Raw genomic sequence first — 14,532 nt, 5'->3', positions numbered from 1 at the left:
GGACTAGAGAATCTAGTAGTGATGTGATGATGAGCTTACCCTCAGCCTAATGGCTGAATCACCTCGGAGTGAGGGCATATCTCGATCTCTCCCACCGATCGCAGGGCATGTTTCACCTATGAGCGAGCAAACCATTCCAGCGTTTTGCCCGCTCAAGCCAACCTTACTCGCATCTAAAAACAAGGAGACATCAGGGTATGCCCTACGAAAACATCAGCGCCGCCGTGTCAGACCAGGCCATGGGCGAGATCAAAGCGGCGATCGCCGCCATCCACAAAAATCTCCCCTTTCTCATCAACCTCACCCCCGCCGAACGCCGCAAGCGCTTCAAAATGGGTGACAAAAGCCTCGCCTTCGTTCGCAACAGTGTCACCGCCACCCAAAACAATCCCAGCATTGTGCCCAGCAACTTTGACATTGCCGAGTTTAACCGCGACTACCAACTCACCGTCGCCCTCAGCGAAGTGCTGGGCCTGCTAGAGCAGCTCACCGAAACCGTTGACGACACCCTACTCGCCGTCGGCAGCGAATCGATGAGCAGCAGCCTGCTCGTCTACGACTACGCCAAAACCGCCGCCCGCCACTCCCCCGGCCTCAAGAGCGTCGCCGACCAGCTAGGCGAACGCTTCAAAGCCCTAGGCCGTCGCCGCGCCAAAGCCAGCGATGACATGGCCGCCTAAAACACCACTTGGCTCAAAAGTAACCGTTTCCTGAGCGAAGTCGAAGGGGACATCTCGGGTAGGTTTTGGCTTTCTCCCTTCGGGAGACGCAGAGCGAACGACTTCGCTCAGCCAGCATCATTGCAGGGACGCTTACGCTCAAAACACCTCAGGGGGATGGCTGATTTTAGTTAGCCATCCCCCTTTGCTGTTGGCCGATTGAGGACCTTCGACAACGGTTATCCTCTGCATCGCTTAGGATTTGGAAAGCGTCATCCATGGTTGAACCATGCCTTCTCCCTTTCCTGGTATGGATCCTTACCTTGAAGGGTATCTGTGGCCCGATGTCCACAGCGCTCTGGCGAGCAAAATTCGCCAGAAGCTCGCCCCGCTGCTGCGCCCCAGGTACATCGCTCGTTTAGAGATCTACTTGGCAGAAGATCCCTTCCCGGAAGGCGAAATCGGCATCTTATACCCCGATGTCGAAGTGCTAGAAGCCCTAGGTCAACAACAGATTCGCCAAAACAGCAGCACCGATACAGCCATTATTACCCCACCGAGCCTGACCCTGCCGTTCCCTGAAACTGTTGACGTTCGCATCACCGCGGTTGAAATTCGAGACGTTGCTAAAAATCGGCTGGTGACCAGTCTTGAAATTTTGTCTCCAGTCAACAAGCGAGAACCAGGATTAGCGGCCTACCGCCAAAAGCGAAGACGGCTCTATGCCGCCAACGTTCACCTCTTAGAAATAGATTTGCTACGTCGAGGAACGCGCCCCTTTGCCCAGAGCCGGTTGCCCTCGGTGCCCTACTGCATCGCCCTGACTCGGGCCAGTGCGAAAAAGACTGAAATTTGGCCCGTGCCGCTGACATCACCGCTGCCGGTGGTACCCATTCCGCTACAGCCACCCGATGAAGATGTGCCGCTAGAGTTACAGGCTGCCCTCATCGAAATCTACGACGAAGCCGCCTACGATCTTTCACTGAACTATGGCGAACTGCCTCCCCCGCCCGCTTTCTCAAAAGAGGAGGAAACCTGGATTGCGGCCCAGCTTGAGCAGCGATGACATTGAGGTAGCTGGCGCGGTTTTACTTCGCCTCCATCCAGTTGGGGCCAGCGTGGGCCTCGACCTTGAGAGGCACCTTTAGCGTCACCGCCGATTCCATAGTGGCGATAATTTTGGGCTGTAGCTCGTCCCACTCGGCGGGGGGCACCTCAAACACCAGTTCGTCGTGCACCTGCAAGAGCAAATTGGCCTGGTAGTCTTTCAGCAACTCGTGCAAGCGAATCATGGCGATTTTGATGATGTCGGCGCTGCTGCCCTGGATCGGGGCGTTGGCGGCGGCCCGCAGCGATCCGGCATCGAAGCCGCCGGGGCGGATGTTGTCTAGATCAATAGAAGCGGGGTCACTACCGCGCAGCGATCGCAGCTTGCCGTCGGTAAAGTTAAAGTACCGCCGCCGGCCAAAAATAGTTTGCACGTAGCCCTGGGCGATCGCCTCTCGCTGCATCTGCTGCAGGTATTCAAACACCTTGGGGTAGCGATCGTAGTAGCGATCGATAAACGTCTTCGCATCGGCCCGGTTTACCCCAGCCTCGCGGGCAAAGCGCGAAGCCCCCATGCCGTAAATAATGCCAAAGTTAATGACCTTGCCCGCCCGCCGCTCTTCAGCGGTAATCTCGTCTTTCTCAAACAGCAGTTTGGCGGTCAGGGCGTGAACGTCGTCGCCCGTGCTGTAGGCTTCCACCAGCACCGACTCGCCGCTGAGGTGGGCGAGAATACGCAACTCGATCTGTGAGTAGTCGGCGGCCACCAGCTGCCAGCCTGGTTCTGGAATAAACGCCGCTCGAATTTTGCGGCTGAAGGCGGTGCGAATGGGAATATTTTGCAGGTTTGGGTTCGAGGATGACAGTCGCCCCGTAGCCGTCACCGCCTGGTTAAAGTCGGTGTGTACCCGGTGGGTTTCGGGGCGAATCAGCGTGGGCAGGGCATCTACATAAGTCGATTTCAGCTTTGAGAGGGTGCGGTGTTCGACCACCAAATCCACTACGGCATGGTCGCCCTGGAGCTTTTCGAGGGTGGCGGCATCGGTGGAGTAGCCTCCCGACTTGTTTTTGCGCGACTTGCGCTTGTCGAGGCCCAGCTTTTCAAACAGCAGCTCAGCGAGCTGCTTGGGTGAGCCCAGGTTAAAGGTTTCTCCCGCGTGCTCATAGGCCTCCTGCTCAATGCGAGCCAGGTCGGTTTCGAGCTGTTTCGAGAAGGTGGCCAGATAGTCGGGGTCAACGCGAATGCCAGTGCACTCCATCTCGGCCAGTACCGGCTCCAGGGGAACCTCGACATCAGTAAACAGGGTTTTGAGATCGGGCACCTGGTCTAACTCAGCCTGCAGCCTGGGCACCAGCAAGTAGGTGGTGTGAACATCGGCCCCGCAGTAGTGGGCGACAGCGGCGATCGCCATATCAGCAATGGTTTTGCCCTTGGGCACCAGATCTTCGTAGCTCTGGGCCACTAGGTTGAGGTAGCGCAGGCTGAGGTCGGTCAGGTTGTGGCTGCCTTCGGGATTCAGCACATAGCTGGCCAGCATAGTGTCAAAAACTACCCCCGCTAGCTGCACGCCCTGATGACGCAGCACTAGGCGATCGTATTTCGCATTTTGCAGCGCCTTCGGAAACTCGTCGCTCTCCAGTATTTGACGGAGGTTGTCGAGCACTATTTCTAAAGGAAGATTCTGGCCTTCGGCATGACCGACCGGAATATAGGCCATCTGATCCCGTCCAGTGCCCCAGCAGCAGCCGATGCCCACCAGAGTAGCGTCTCGCGGTTCCAGCGACGTGGTCTCGGTATCCCAAGCGACGGGGGTAGCGGGGTCTTTTTGGGCCGAGAGAATGTCGAGCAGCTCGTAGAGCTGAGCTTCGGTAGCGATGATTTGGGGCTGAATGGCCACCTCATCCACCCCCTGAGCATTGTCGGTTTCCTCTGCCGTAAAGAAGGCCACATCGGCACCGCCAGTATCGTAAAAGCGGGGCTTCGTGGATGCTTGATCGTTATTCGTATTAGCTGACTGACCCAAAGCTTGGGCGGCCTTGGCAGCGGTCTCTTCGGCCGCAGCTCCACCAAAGGCCACCTGCAGCTTGCCCAATCGGTTGACAAAGTTTTGGAACTCCAGCTTCTTAAGCGCCGGTATCACCACGTCAGGGTCAAATCCATCCAGCTTGCAGGTGGCTAAGTCGATGGGCAACTCCCCATCGGGAATATCGGTAATAATTTTGGCCATGTAGCGCGAGTGGTAGGCCGACTCTTTGCCCTCGATCAGCTTCTTCTGAGTTGCCCCCTTAATATTGTCGATGTCGGCATAGATGGCATCTAAATCGCCATACTCCGCCAGCAGCTTGGCGGCGGTTTTGGCCCCGATGCCCTTCACGCCGGGGATATTGTCCGACGAGTCACCGCACAGGGCTTTGTAATCCACCACCTGGTGAGGAAAAATATCGAGCTTGGCCTTGACCTCCTCGATCTTAAACTCCTGGGCCATCCCCGTTTTTGGTCCCTTGGCAAAGGCGCTGCCCAGGTGCAGCACGGTAATGCACTCGTCGGGGTCGATGAGCTGAAACAGATCCTGATCGCCGCTGAGAATTTTGACGCAAAACCCTTCAGCCAGCGCTTTAGTAGCTAGCGTGCCAATCACGTCGTCGGCCTCAAAGCCGGGGGCTACGTAGATATTGAGACCAAAGTCGCTCAGCAGTTTCTTGAGGTTGCGCACATCTTCGCCAAAGCCCTCGGGAGCCTCGGGGCGGCCATCCTTGTAGGTGCTGTCTGCCGTGTGGCGAAAGGTGGGCTGGTCGAGGTCAAAGGCGACGGCGGCATACTGGGGCTTTTCGACCTCCATCATGTCGAGCAGCGACTTTAAGAAGCCGTAGCACACGCTGGTGGGAATGCCGGTGGAGGTGCGCAAACCGCCGTCGGCGTTTTTGGCGAAGGCGAAGTACGAGCGAAAGGCCAGGGAATGGCCGTCTACCAACATGAGGGTGGGTTTGTCGGCCTGGGAGGGGGTGGCTGCCACAGCGGTTTCTGGGGGTCGAGGATTGAGTTTCTATTGTAAGGGGCGAAGCCGAAGTCCACGGCAGCGAGGCTGCACGAAACGGGAAGTGGGAGAAACAGGCCCCCCGTCGTTTCTGTGCTCTGCCTGGGCACAACTCTGGCCACATGCCTGTCGAGCTTTGGAGATGCTGAAGCATGTGAGGGGCTGTGTCGGCGTCAGGACATTGGCACAGTCAATGCTGTTCAACCGCAACCTCGTTGATCGCACCCAACGGCTCCTCCCCAACGGCTCCTCTATACAACGCAAAGAAGCCGTCACACCCGGTGCCACAATGAACAAGCCATAGGGTAGTCTAAGGAAACACATGACATTTCCCAAACCCATGGCCAACCTCGAACCTACCGTTGTCCCTACGATTGAACGCTCCAAGGCGGGCTTTAACGACTACGCCGAACGGCTAAACGGGCGGGCGGCTATGCTCGGTTTTGTAGGGCTGGTGCTGTTTGAGATGGCTACCGGGCAGGCGATCGTGACCTGGCTGGGGCTGCGGTAGCGCAACGATCCGGCTCGATGAGGGCGAATAGCTCTACTGACGAGATTCGATTCCCCCACATTTCTGCTGGAACAATTGCCTCAGGTGCCTCCCTTTCTTAGGGGGAAGGGGAATCTCCCAGAGGAACTCCACCGTCATTAAACTTACTGCATCCAGGAGACAGACCCATTAAGGTGCTTTTTAGAAAACAACCTTGGCTGGCTACAGCGCTCACCGTAGGCGCTGTGGATGGCCTAATGGGGGCGACAGAAGACAAGGTCTCCTTGGCCCTGTTTGGGCTGCTGCTGGCGGGCGGAGCTGTAACGCTAAGCTGGGGGCAAATTCAGCGCCACGCTACATCGAGCAAAATGCCGGCCATGCTGAACCCGCCGGGACAGGTCTACATTCCTACATCCACCGGCCGAAACGACCTACAGGCCAGCACGGGCGACGAGTCTACCCCCTGAAGCGGGCATTTGACCTGGCTGCAGGAGCGACAGTTGGCGTTGAGCAAGTACTCTAGGCTGCGCTGTCGGTAGAGGCTAACGTTTTGGCGAATGTAGCCCTCTACCTCAAGCTCGGTGAGGTCGTCGGCAATCAAAATAGCCTGTGGGGTGCTTAAAGATTGGCGGCTGAGGTTGACGTGGGCCAGGTTGTCGCAAAAGCTGACGTGGGGAGAGTGCACCACCACCGGCAGCTTTTGGGGCTGGCTGCGAAAGCCTTCGGGGCGCTGCTGGGCGTAGTGGTCTTTGAACTGTAGGGTGCAGGTGCCGTCGGCGTAGCAGCGGCTGCGAATGTGGCGCTGAAAGGGGACGGTGAGAAACCCCTCGGCGGTGAGGCTGTACCACCACGACTTGTGCCATCCCTGGGAAGGCAGGTTGAGAATGTGCTGCACCTCGTCGGAGTTAAAGCCCGATCGCGCCAGCAGGGCCTCTGCTTCGGTGAGCGACACATTTTGCGCCAGGGTGGACAGGTCGGAGTGGCAGGGGGTGATGGCCTGGTATTCGCGGTGGTTGTGGAGGTCGGGCAGCGGCGGCGCATCGGGGTACGACCCGGCCAGCACGCAGTTGATGTGCTCGAAGGTGAGCACAGCATCCATACGACCTAGGGCCGAGTTGGGCAGGGGTACGCCAACCTCGACGGTGACTGAGCCAATCTCGTGGGGATGGGCGATCGCGGGCAGGCTGTCGGTCAGGAGCGATCGCAAAAAGCTGTCGTCGGCTACGGCCAGGGCCAGCTGGGGGTCAGGTGCGGCTGGTCGGCTCACCTGCTGGCGCTGAGATGACGGGGCGAGAGGAGAGCTAACCATAGGTAAACACTCGCCAAAGTGTGGGGATATTGCGATCGTTTTGGGGCCGATCGTTGACTATTGCCAGTGGCTAGAGCTAGCCACCCAACCTTAGTTTCATTGTTCTACCAAGCCGCTTAGCGGATCGTTAACCCGTTGCCAGGAAACGTTGCACAGGTTCGCAGAGCGCAATATTAATGCTGCAGGTTTGTTACTGTTCTCAGGATTTGGCTACGCCGAGCGCAAAAACAACAAAAAAGCGCTGCGATCGCAGCGCTTTGGCCCTGTCTAAGGGTTAATCACACAACCAACTTCAAACCTAGGCTTGGGTGTCGCCACGGTGCTCCGCATCATCCACCACCTCGATCACCTCAATCTGGACGGGGGTGTGAGCGGTAGGCGCAGCAGCCTGGCTAACTTTGCTATAAGCCAGAGCGATCAGGGCACGTACCCCGCGCACTAGCGTGCGAAATGGGCTATAGCGATCGCCATACTCGGTCACCATTTCGGCATCAAAGCGATCGATGTGGGTTTGCAGGCTCGAGAGCAGCTGCTGGGCCCAACCCACTTTGCGCTCGTCGGCTAGGTAGCGCAGGTCGGCGAAGATTTGCGCCCAGGTGGGGGCAGTGGCCTCGTCGGTCGCCCCGGTATAGGTCGCTCCGTAGGCTGCTTCAGCTTGAACCGCCTCAGCAACGGCCTCGGCGACCGCTTCGTCGGCAGCCTCGTCGGCAGCTTCATTGGCTTTCAGTTGCTCAATCATTTCAGCCAGGGTTTTGCGGCCCTGAGTTTCAATTTCGCCAGAGCCTTCTCTAAGCTCAGCCAGGGCTTCAATCGCGGCTTCCTTGACGATGTCACGAATCCGCTCCAGGCGCTGACCACCCTCTTTTTGGGCTTTTTCCCACTCGGTCTTAACGCGGTCTTGCACAGTGTTAGTCATGGGGGCTTCTCCTAATCAAAAAATGAGGTTTAAGGCTGTTAAAAGCTTTCAAAAGTGAGCTGTAGCCTGTGGACAAAAAATACCTACAGCTCACACTGACAATTGCTACATCACCGCAACAGAATCGACATCAATGACCTGTTCGTTAGTGTCTACGGCTTCCGTCATCCTGATTGCTTCGTCGACTTGGCGCAGGTTGCGCTTGCGATCGAGCAGAATTTGGGTGATTTCGGTAATAGCGATCGTGGCGACTAAGCCATCGTCAATCCAACCCAAAACGGGGAATACATCAGGAGAAATATCAATGGGGCTGACCAGGTAAACCAGGGTGCCAAATAACACCACCCAACGATATTTCGAGTTCCGCAGTAGCTGACGGTACCAGTTCATAAAAGGCTTACCAAAAAATCGCTTTGCCATTGCTATCTCCTTTCTCCAACACAACTATCTTGACAAAACCAAAGCCTAAATACAGGTGTGGCTTACCTCTGTAAAAGCGGTGTTTTTACACCGAATCGACCGTATAGCGGAAGCCGTAAAGCCCTATTAGGCGGCCATATATCGCCGCTTAATAGGGCTTCCAGGTTATGATGTGGCAGATTTTTTTGTGGTAGTCGGGCTATGTCGTCTTTTCAACTGCGCATTTATGTTCCGCCGCATCCTCTGGTGAAGCACTGGCTAGGAGTAGCCCGTGATGCCGAAACGCCGGGGCCGCTGTTTCGTTCGGCAATGGAAGAACTGGGCCGCTGGCTTACCTACGAGGCGGTGCGCGACTGGCTGCCAACTGTGGAGACGACCGTTAACACGCCCCTCGGCCCGGCTCCAGCCACCTTTATTAACCCCGAAGTGCCGACGATGATTGTGCCAATTTTGCGGGCGGGTCTGGCGCTGATGCCCGGTATTCAGGCGCTGTTGCCCCTGGCTTCGGTGTACCACGTGGGCTTTGTGCGCAATGAAGAAACCCTAGAGGCCAGCTGCTACCTCAACAAGCTGCCCGCCCAGCTCGACCCGGCGACGCGGGTGATCATTAGCGAACCCATGCTCGCGACTGGCGGCACCATTATGGCCATGATGAATGAGCTGACCCAGCGAGGCATTGACCCCGCCGTGGTGCGGATCATCTCAATTGTGGCGGCACCTCCGGCCCTGCAAAAGCTGGCCGCTGCCTACCCTACCGTGACCATTTATACGGCTATGATCGATGAAACGGTCAACGAACACGGGTTTATTGTGCCGGGGCTGGGCGATGCGGGCGATCGCACCTTTGGCACTTAGCACTGGAAACGCTGCCAGTGAACAGGTGCTGTAGGCGACCTACTGGCCCATGGTTGGCCCTACTCGCGCCCAAAAATTGTCACAATAGAAAAGCGGGGCGCAATCTGCAGTCAGACCTAGGCTTTGGCACAATAGAGTATTCTAGGCATCGGTTCTTTGGGTTAGGTGGATAGCAATCTATGAGTCAGCAAGACAATTTTGTCGGCGGATTTTTGCTCGGTACCGTCGTGGGCGGAGCGCTAGGGGGCATTGTTGGTGCCCTAGCTGCCTCGCGCATTCAGGCTGGGGGCGGCAAGGCTAAGCCCTCGTTGCCTAAGGACAACAGCAATCTGGCCTTTGGCGAGTTTGATGATACCGACGAAGACAGTATTGAGGCCGCCCGTCTGGGCCTAGAGACCAAAATCGCTCAGCTCAACGACGCCATTGACGATGTCAGGCAGCAGCTCGGCGGTATTAACGGCCACTCCGAGCGCCCCTGGGAAAACCCCTCCCGCGTTGACTAAGCAAACTCTTAAGCAAATCTACCGGGTTGGCGACGTTCCGGGCGAAGCAAACCGTTACACTAACTGACAGACTAAAGACGTTCCGTGTATTGTTGGTAACGACTACTGCCGAGGTTCTCAGATGGACATATTGGTACAAACCCTCACGACTTTTCTATCGATTTATACGATCTTGCTGATCGTTCGTATTTTATTGAGCTGGTTTCCCAATGTGGATTGGTTTAGCCCTCCTTTCTCGGTGCTCAGTCAGCTGACGGATCCTTACCTCAACCTATTTCGGTCGATTATTCCTCCCTTAGGTGGTATTGACCTGTCTCCCATTCTGGCTTTTCTGCTGCTGTCCTTTGTGCGACAGGGGTTGGTTGCGATCGCAGCCGCTACCGCCTCGTCCTACGCCTACTTCTAACCGCCCCTCCTCTAACCGTCCGTTTACGGACTTTGCTTCAGCCTGGCTGCTCAGACCCCTAATGTAAGGGGCCAGCGGCCAGGCTGATTGTGCTTTTAAGTGCGCCAACTACAAGATAAAACGGCTTAGCAGTGCGGGGGCCAGGGTTCCCTATAATGGGGGCTTGTGACCTTACGCCATTCATCTGCCCCTAGCTATGTCGTCTGACTCTAATCGTTCTGGCCAAAGCGCCTCTAGCCTTGAAGACATTCGTGCGGCACGGCTGCAAAAGGTCGAAGATCTCAAGCAGCTGGGTCAAAACCCGTTTGCCTACCGGTGGGACATCACCGCTAACACCGCCGAGCTACAGGCCAAGTATGCCGACCTAGAGGCAGGGGAAGAGGTGGATGTCGAAGTTTCTCTGGCTGGGAGAATTTTGGCCCGCCGTGTGTTTGGCAAGCTGGCGTTCTTTAGCCTGCAAGACGAAACGGGCATTATTCAGCTCTACCTGGAGAAAGCCACCATCCAGACCGCAATGGGGGCAGTGGATGCCGATGCCTTTGAGCACCTGAAGCAGCTCACCGATGTGGGCGATATTCTCGGCGTGCGCGGCACCATCAAGCGCACCGAGAAGGGCGAACTCTCGGTCAAGGTGCAGAACTACAACCTGCTGACCAAGGCACTGCTGCCCCTGCCCGACAAGTGGCACGGGCTGACCGACGTGGCCAAGCGCTACCGCCAGCGCTACGTCGATCTGATCGTTAACCCCACCGTGCGCGACACCTTTCGCAAACGAGCGCTGATTACCACGGGCATTCGCCGCTACCTGGAAGATAGGGGCTTTTTAGAAATTGAGACCCCAGTGCTGCAAAGCGAGGCCGGAGGGGCCGAGGCGCGCCCCTTCGTGACTTACCACAACACCCTGGAAATGGACCTGTACCTGCGCATTGCCACCGAGCTGCACCTGAAGCGGCTGGTAGTGGGCGGCTTTGAGAAGGTGTTTGAAATTGGCCGCATTTTCCGCAACGAGGGGGTATCGACCCGCCACAACCCCGAGTTTACCAGCGTAGAGTTTTACCAGGCCTACGCCGACTACCACGACTTTATGGATCTCACCGAAGATTTGGTGGCGACCTTGGCCAAAGACATTCTGGGCACGCTCAAAATTACCTATCAGGGGGTCGATATTGACCTCACCCCACCCTGGCGGCGGGTCTCGATGCACGACCTGGTGCAGGAGCACACCGGGCTAGATTTTCATCAGTTCGCTACTTTAGAAGAAGCCAAGGCGGCGGTTAAAGAGCTGAACCTGCCTGGCCTAGACAATTGCGACTCGGTAGGCAAGTTGCTGAACGAGGTGTTTGAGGAAAAGGTGGAGGCGACGCTGATTCAACCCACCTTCCTGATTGACCATCCGGTAGAGATTTCGCCGCTCTCGAAGCCCCACCGCAGCAAGCCTGGGGTCGTAGAACGGTTTGAGCTATTTGTAGCGGGCCGCGAGACCGCCAACGGCTTCTCGGAGTTAACCGACCCCATTGACCAGCGCCAGCGGTTTGAGCTGCAGGCGGCCCGGAAGGCGGCAGGCGACCTGGAGGCTACCGGAGTTGACGAAGACTTTTTGATTGCCCTGGAGCACGGCATGCCGCCTACCTGCGGTGAGGGCATTGGCATCGATCGCCTGGTCATGCTGCTGACCGATAGCCCCAGCATTCGCGATGTGATTGCCTTTCCGCTGCTGAAGCCGGAGCGCGACGAGTAGAGGGGACGTTGGAGACAATTCAAAATCGCCGTTCCCTGAGCGGAGTCGAAGGGACGGCTATGGCTTTTTTACCGATGGGGTGCGGCGCTAGCGGCATGGCTGTTGCTCTGCCCCTAACGAAAAGCTCCCAGCCCTTGGGCCAGGAGCTTTTCAGATATAAGTAGTTCGGCTAGAAAGTGGAGTTCTGTATAGCAACGTAAGCTGGGCTTGCCCGGTTTGACTCACCCACGCATAAGATTCCCATGATCAAGCCCAAATTCCGTAGGAAATCGAAGGTCAAATCTAAAACTTTATGGAAACTTTAAAGCGGGGATGAAAAATGCCCCAGGCAGGCACCAACTGAAAAACTCCGCGTCTATGGCTGGATTGGGCTAACTTTGGCGCGGTACAGCAGGCGATCGCCCTGCCGGTAGCCCACATGGCTAACTCGCACCGGCTGTCCCGGCACAGGGTTGCCTGCTTTGGGCTGGTGAATCTGTGGGTCGAAGGGCACCTCAGCGCCTACCAAGTCGATTGGGGTTAGGCCCCACTGCCGGACCAGGGCTTCTACAGGCCGCACCAGCGGCACCAGCTTTTGGGCAGGCAGATCGGCCTTTTGCTGGGCGGCGTAGACGGCAGTGGGCCACTGCACCAGCCAGGGCTCTAGCTGGGCGATCGCCTGCTGCTGCACCTGCTGGCGTACCGTCTCGGCCTGGGTGGCGAGCTGGGTTTGGAGGCGATCGCACTCCTGTCGCAGGGCTTTAATTTGGCTGATCACCTCAAGCCCATCGCTGGCTGGTGCTTGAGGTGTTACATCTCGGGGCAGTGGGGCACTAAATTTAGCTACCAGCGCCTCCAAGGGCATCCCTAGCGCCTGACTGAGGCGCTGCAGCGTAGACACCTGCAGCCGACCAACCTGGCCCCGGCGCAGGGTATCAATAGCCGATCGAGGGACATCGCTGGCACGGCTGAGCGATCGGTAGCTGGTCAGGCTAGCCTGGGCCATCAGCGATCGCAGTACCGGGCTGTAGTCCACCGCGTCAACGTCTGTTGTAGCCATAACCCCCTCCGGCCGAATGTCGTCCTAAAATTTCAAATCCAGATCTTCGGGAGGACGGGTCTGTAAGTCGGACAGGGGTTGATCGGAGGCTGCATCGCGATCGCGCAGACTTTCGCCCAGCGGATCGCGGGGTTGGGCCGGGGCCGCAGGCTGGGGAGCCGGAGCGCCTTCACTGCCGGGAGCACCGCCGCCACCTTGATTGATAATCACGGGCTGATTGGGCCGAGGGTTGAAGGTTTCAAAGGTAACGGCCCGCACCAGGGGAGGGTTTTGGCCATCGGTCACTCGTAGGGTGACGGTGGTGGTGCCCGCTGGGCTCAGGGGCATCGACAGCGCCCCCTGCAGGCCAACGGTGCCAGGCGAGGGCAGCAGCTCGACTTTAGCGGTAGAGCCGCCTTCCACCTGCCAGGCCACCTGAAAGCCGGGGATCTGCTGGCCTAGCTCGACCGGAACCAGGTACTTGGGCTGGGCGTCGCGCCCGTTGATGGTGAACGAGGCAATGCGAACCGGACGGGGTTCGATCGTGACGACCTCGCTCTGCTTAGCGGCGGGCAGCTCGCGATCGCCCAGGTTGACCGGCACCGGGGTGAGCTCAAACTGGTACTGACCCACCTCAAGCATGCCGGTGGGCACGCCCTGACAGATCAGGCGATCCTGCAGCTGGCAGAAGGGCTGTAGCGCGTCGGGCAGCGCCACCTGGGATGGGTTTTCTGGGTCACGCAGGCTAAAGCGGCGGCCTCCTAACGTTGCGCCATCGGGCCGTTTGACCACTAGCAGCAAATCTTGCAGGGTTTCGGGGTTAGTGACAATCCAGCTAACGCTGATGCCGGCCTCGGTGACGGCAGGGGCCATACCGGCGGTGCTGGCCGAAACCTGAGTGCCTGCCTCAGAGTAAATGACCTGGTCGGGGGCGAGTTCGACCACAGTGGGTTGGGGCAGGTCAGCCACCGTGACCAGGCTGCTCTCGGCCACCACCGGGGGCAGGTTGAGCGCTATGTCGGGCAGCAGGGTGAGCTCAAAGCGGTACTGACCCGGCTCACGCAGCTCCAAAGGCACTTCGCGACAGGTCAGCAGCCGTCTGGTTTGGCTGCAGTAGGGCAGCAGGCTGACGGGCAACCCCTGGGATAGGTCGTAGGTTTCAGGCCCATAGATCAGAGTGCCATCGGGGGCGTAGCCGCGCAAAAGCATAGTTTGAACCTGGCGGGGATGGCTGACCTGCCAGCTCAGCCGGGGTGACTCGGCCTCGGCGGTTGCATACTGGCTCTGGGATGGCGACAGGTCGATTACATAGGGGTGGGGCGGTGTACGCCCAAAGAACCACCACAATAAAGCTCCTAGCCCGCCCAGGGCACCGATGCCAGCGGCGATCGCTAGCCGCCGTTGCCAGCGGGGTCGGGGCAGCGGCGCGGGCGCAGGCGCTAGCGTAATTGCCGCCGCCGTCGCGGCCTCTTGGACTGCCGCATCGACCTGGAGTTCTGGCTCCTGCCACTGTTCAATTTGAGACCCTGCCATAGCCAACCACTATCCTCACATTCCACGCCTCATACTCCACGACAGTGTCACAGCCGTCGCAATTGGTTCATCATAAATGGTGATGATTGCTGGTGGCATTCTACTGCGCGACCGGCAAACGTTGGGGAGACATCAGGGCATGAGCCATCGATCATGAGCCATCGATCATCCCCGGTTTCTTGCCCATACTCTTTTAGCCCATATCTTTTTAGCACTGAGGTGCGATCGCCATGACAAACTTCTCCCCAGCTCAACCCGAGCCCGATGAATTTCCCCTAGAGCCAGGCCCCGTCGAGCACGTGCCCTGGGGACAAGACGACGACCAGGTACAGGTTTTCGAAGGCACCTGGTCCGACTACACCGCTGAGGTGGCCGACGTACTGCGACCCGGATCGCGCTATCAGGTTAAGTATGAGGCCACCTACTGGACCGCCATTCCGGTCGAGCCAGGGGTTGACTTTCAGCCCGGTGACCTGGTGGCCGTGCTGGGCCGCAAAGGCAACGAACTGATGATCAGACCCCTCCCGAGCCCGCAGCCCAGTCATCCAGATCAGCTGCCCACGCCATAACAAACCTACACAGGTGCAGCCGCTGACGGAGGAC

General features: G+C 58.0%; 15 protein-coding genes. 9 read left to right on the top strand and 6 right to left on the bottom strand.

From position 1 onward, the window contains the following. Window positions 1-197 precede the first annotated feature (197 nt). On the top strand, window positions 198-680 hold the full coding sequence (locus IQ265_RS08300) for a hypothetical protein (protein WP_194052338.1): 483 nt from the start codon (window positions 198-200) through the stop codon (window positions 678-680). Window positions 681-948: 268 nt separating this feature from the next. Beyond that, a complete protein-coding gene (locus tag IQ265_RS08295; RefSeq protein WP_194052336.1) occupies window positions 949-1,725 on the top strand; it encodes a DUF4058 family protein in 777 nt (258 codons plus the stop codon). 22 nt (window positions 1,726-1,747) lie between these two features. Here the strand turns inward: IQ265_RS08295 and polA are convergent, their stop codons facing one another. Then, window positions 1,748-4,681 (bottom strand): DNA polymerase I, encoded by a 2,934-nt coding sequence (gene polA, locus IQ265_RS08290; protein WP_194052642.1) that lies wholly within the window; start codon window positions 4,679-4,681, stop codon window positions 1,748-1,750. A gap of 400 nt (window positions 4,682-5,081) precedes the next feature. Here polA and IQ265_RS08285 point away from each other — a divergent pair, with 400 nt between their 5' ends. Both IQ265_RS08285 and IQ265_RS08280 read left to right on the top strand, forming a co-directional pair. Next, window positions 5,082-5,252 carry a chlorophyll a/b-binding protein gene (locus IQ265_RS08285; RefSeq protein WP_194052640.1) on the top strand — a complete coding sequence of 57 codons (171 nt, stop codon included), beginning with the start codon at window positions 5,082-5,084 and terminating at the stop codon, window positions 5,250-5,252. Between the two features lie 173 nt (window positions 5,253-5,425). Then, window positions 5,426-5,698: a hypothetical protein gene (locus IQ265_RS08280; protein WP_194052335.1), complete on the top strand. Its 273-nt coding sequence runs from the start codon at window positions 5,426-5,428 to the stop codon at window positions 5,696-5,698. Here the strand turns inward: IQ265_RS08280 and IQ265_RS08275 are convergent. From IQ265_RS08275 to IQ265_RS08265, 3 genes are all read right to left on the bottom strand, one after another. Beyond that, window positions 5,632-6,540, bottom strand: coding sequence for a hypothetical protein (locus IQ265_RS08275; RefSeq protein ID WP_194052333.1), 909 nt, complete (start codon window positions 6,538-6,540; stop codon window positions 5,632-5,634). The genes IQ265_RS08280 and IQ265_RS08275 overlap by 67 nt on opposite strands. A gap of 298 nt (window positions 6,541-6,838) precedes the next feature. Continuing rightward, the gene (locus tag IQ265_RS08270; RefSeq protein WP_194052331.1) at window positions 6,839-7,456 is read right to left on the bottom strand and encodes a hypothetical protein; all 618 of its coding nucleotides are present in this window, start codon (window positions 7,454-7,456) and stop codon (window positions 6,839-6,841) included. 105 nt (window positions 7,457-7,561) lie between these two features. Next, window positions 7,562-7,876 (bottom strand): YkvA family protein, encoded by a 315-nt coding sequence (locus IQ265_RS08265; RefSeq protein ID WP_194052329.1) that lies wholly within the window; start codon window positions 7,874-7,876, stop codon window positions 7,562-7,564. 201 nt (window positions 7,877-8,077) lie between these two features. Here IQ265_RS08265 and upp point away from each other — a divergent pair, with 201 nt between their 5' ends. The 4 genes from upp (at window position 8,078) to lysS (ending at window position 11,378) form a co-directional block, all read left to right on the top strand. Next, window positions 8,078-8,731, top strand: a complete 654-nt coding sequence (upp, locus tag IQ265_RS08260; protein WP_194052327.1) for a uracil phosphoribosyltransferase — start codon at window positions 8,078-8,080, stop codon at window positions 8,729-8,731. Between the two features lie 179 nt (window positions 8,732-8,910). Continuing rightward, window positions 8,911-9,234, top strand: coding sequence for a hypothetical protein (locus IQ265_RS08255; RefSeq protein WP_194052325.1), 324 nt, complete (start codon window positions 8,911-8,913; stop codon window positions 9,232-9,234). 121 nt (window positions 9,235-9,355) lie between these two features. Further along, entirely contained in the window at window positions 9,356-9,640 is a 285-nt protein-coding gene (locus IQ265_RS08250; RefSeq protein WP_035985781.1) for a YggT family protein, read from the top strand. A 196-nt stretch (window positions 9,641-9,836) separates the two neighbouring features. Further along, window positions 9,837-11,378 (top strand): lysine--tRNA ligase, encoded by a 1,542-nt coding sequence (lysS, locus tag IQ265_RS08245; protein ID WP_194052323.1) that lies wholly within the window; start codon window positions 9,837-9,839, stop codon window positions 11,376-11,378. Between the two features lie 355 nt (window positions 11,379-11,733). Here lysS and IQ265_RS08240 read toward each other — a convergent pair whose 3' ends face one another. Both IQ265_RS08240 and IQ265_RS08235 read right to left on the bottom strand, forming a co-directional pair. Continuing rightward, on the bottom strand, window positions 11,734-12,417 hold the full coding sequence (locus tag IQ265_RS08240) for a helix-turn-helix domain-containing protein (protein WP_194052321.1): 684 nt from the start codon (window positions 12,415-12,417) through the stop codon (window positions 11,734-11,736). A gap of 24 nt (window positions 12,418-12,441) precedes the next feature. After that, window positions 12,442-13,929: a hypothetical protein gene (locus IQ265_RS08235; RefSeq protein ID WP_194052319.1), complete on the bottom strand. Its 1,488-nt coding sequence runs from the start codon at window positions 13,927-13,929 to the stop codon at window positions 12,442-12,444. A gap of 230 nt (window positions 13,930-14,159) precedes the next feature. Between IQ265_RS08235 and IQ265_RS08230 the strand changes: the two genes are divergently transcribed. Then, window positions 14,160-14,498, top strand: coding sequence for a hypothetical protein (locus IQ265_RS08230; protein ID WP_194052317.1), 339 nt, complete (start codon window positions 14,160-14,162; stop codon window positions 14,496-14,498). Window positions 14,499-14,532 lie beyond the last annotated feature (34 nt).

It is taken from the genome of Nodosilinea sp. LEGE 06152, from assembly GCF_015207525.1.
Taxonomy (GTDB): domain Bacteria; phylum Cyanobacteriota; class Cyanobacteriia; order Phormidesmidales; family Phormidesmidaceae; genus Nodosilinea.
This window is presented reverse-complemented; position numbering and strand designations above follow the sequence as displayed.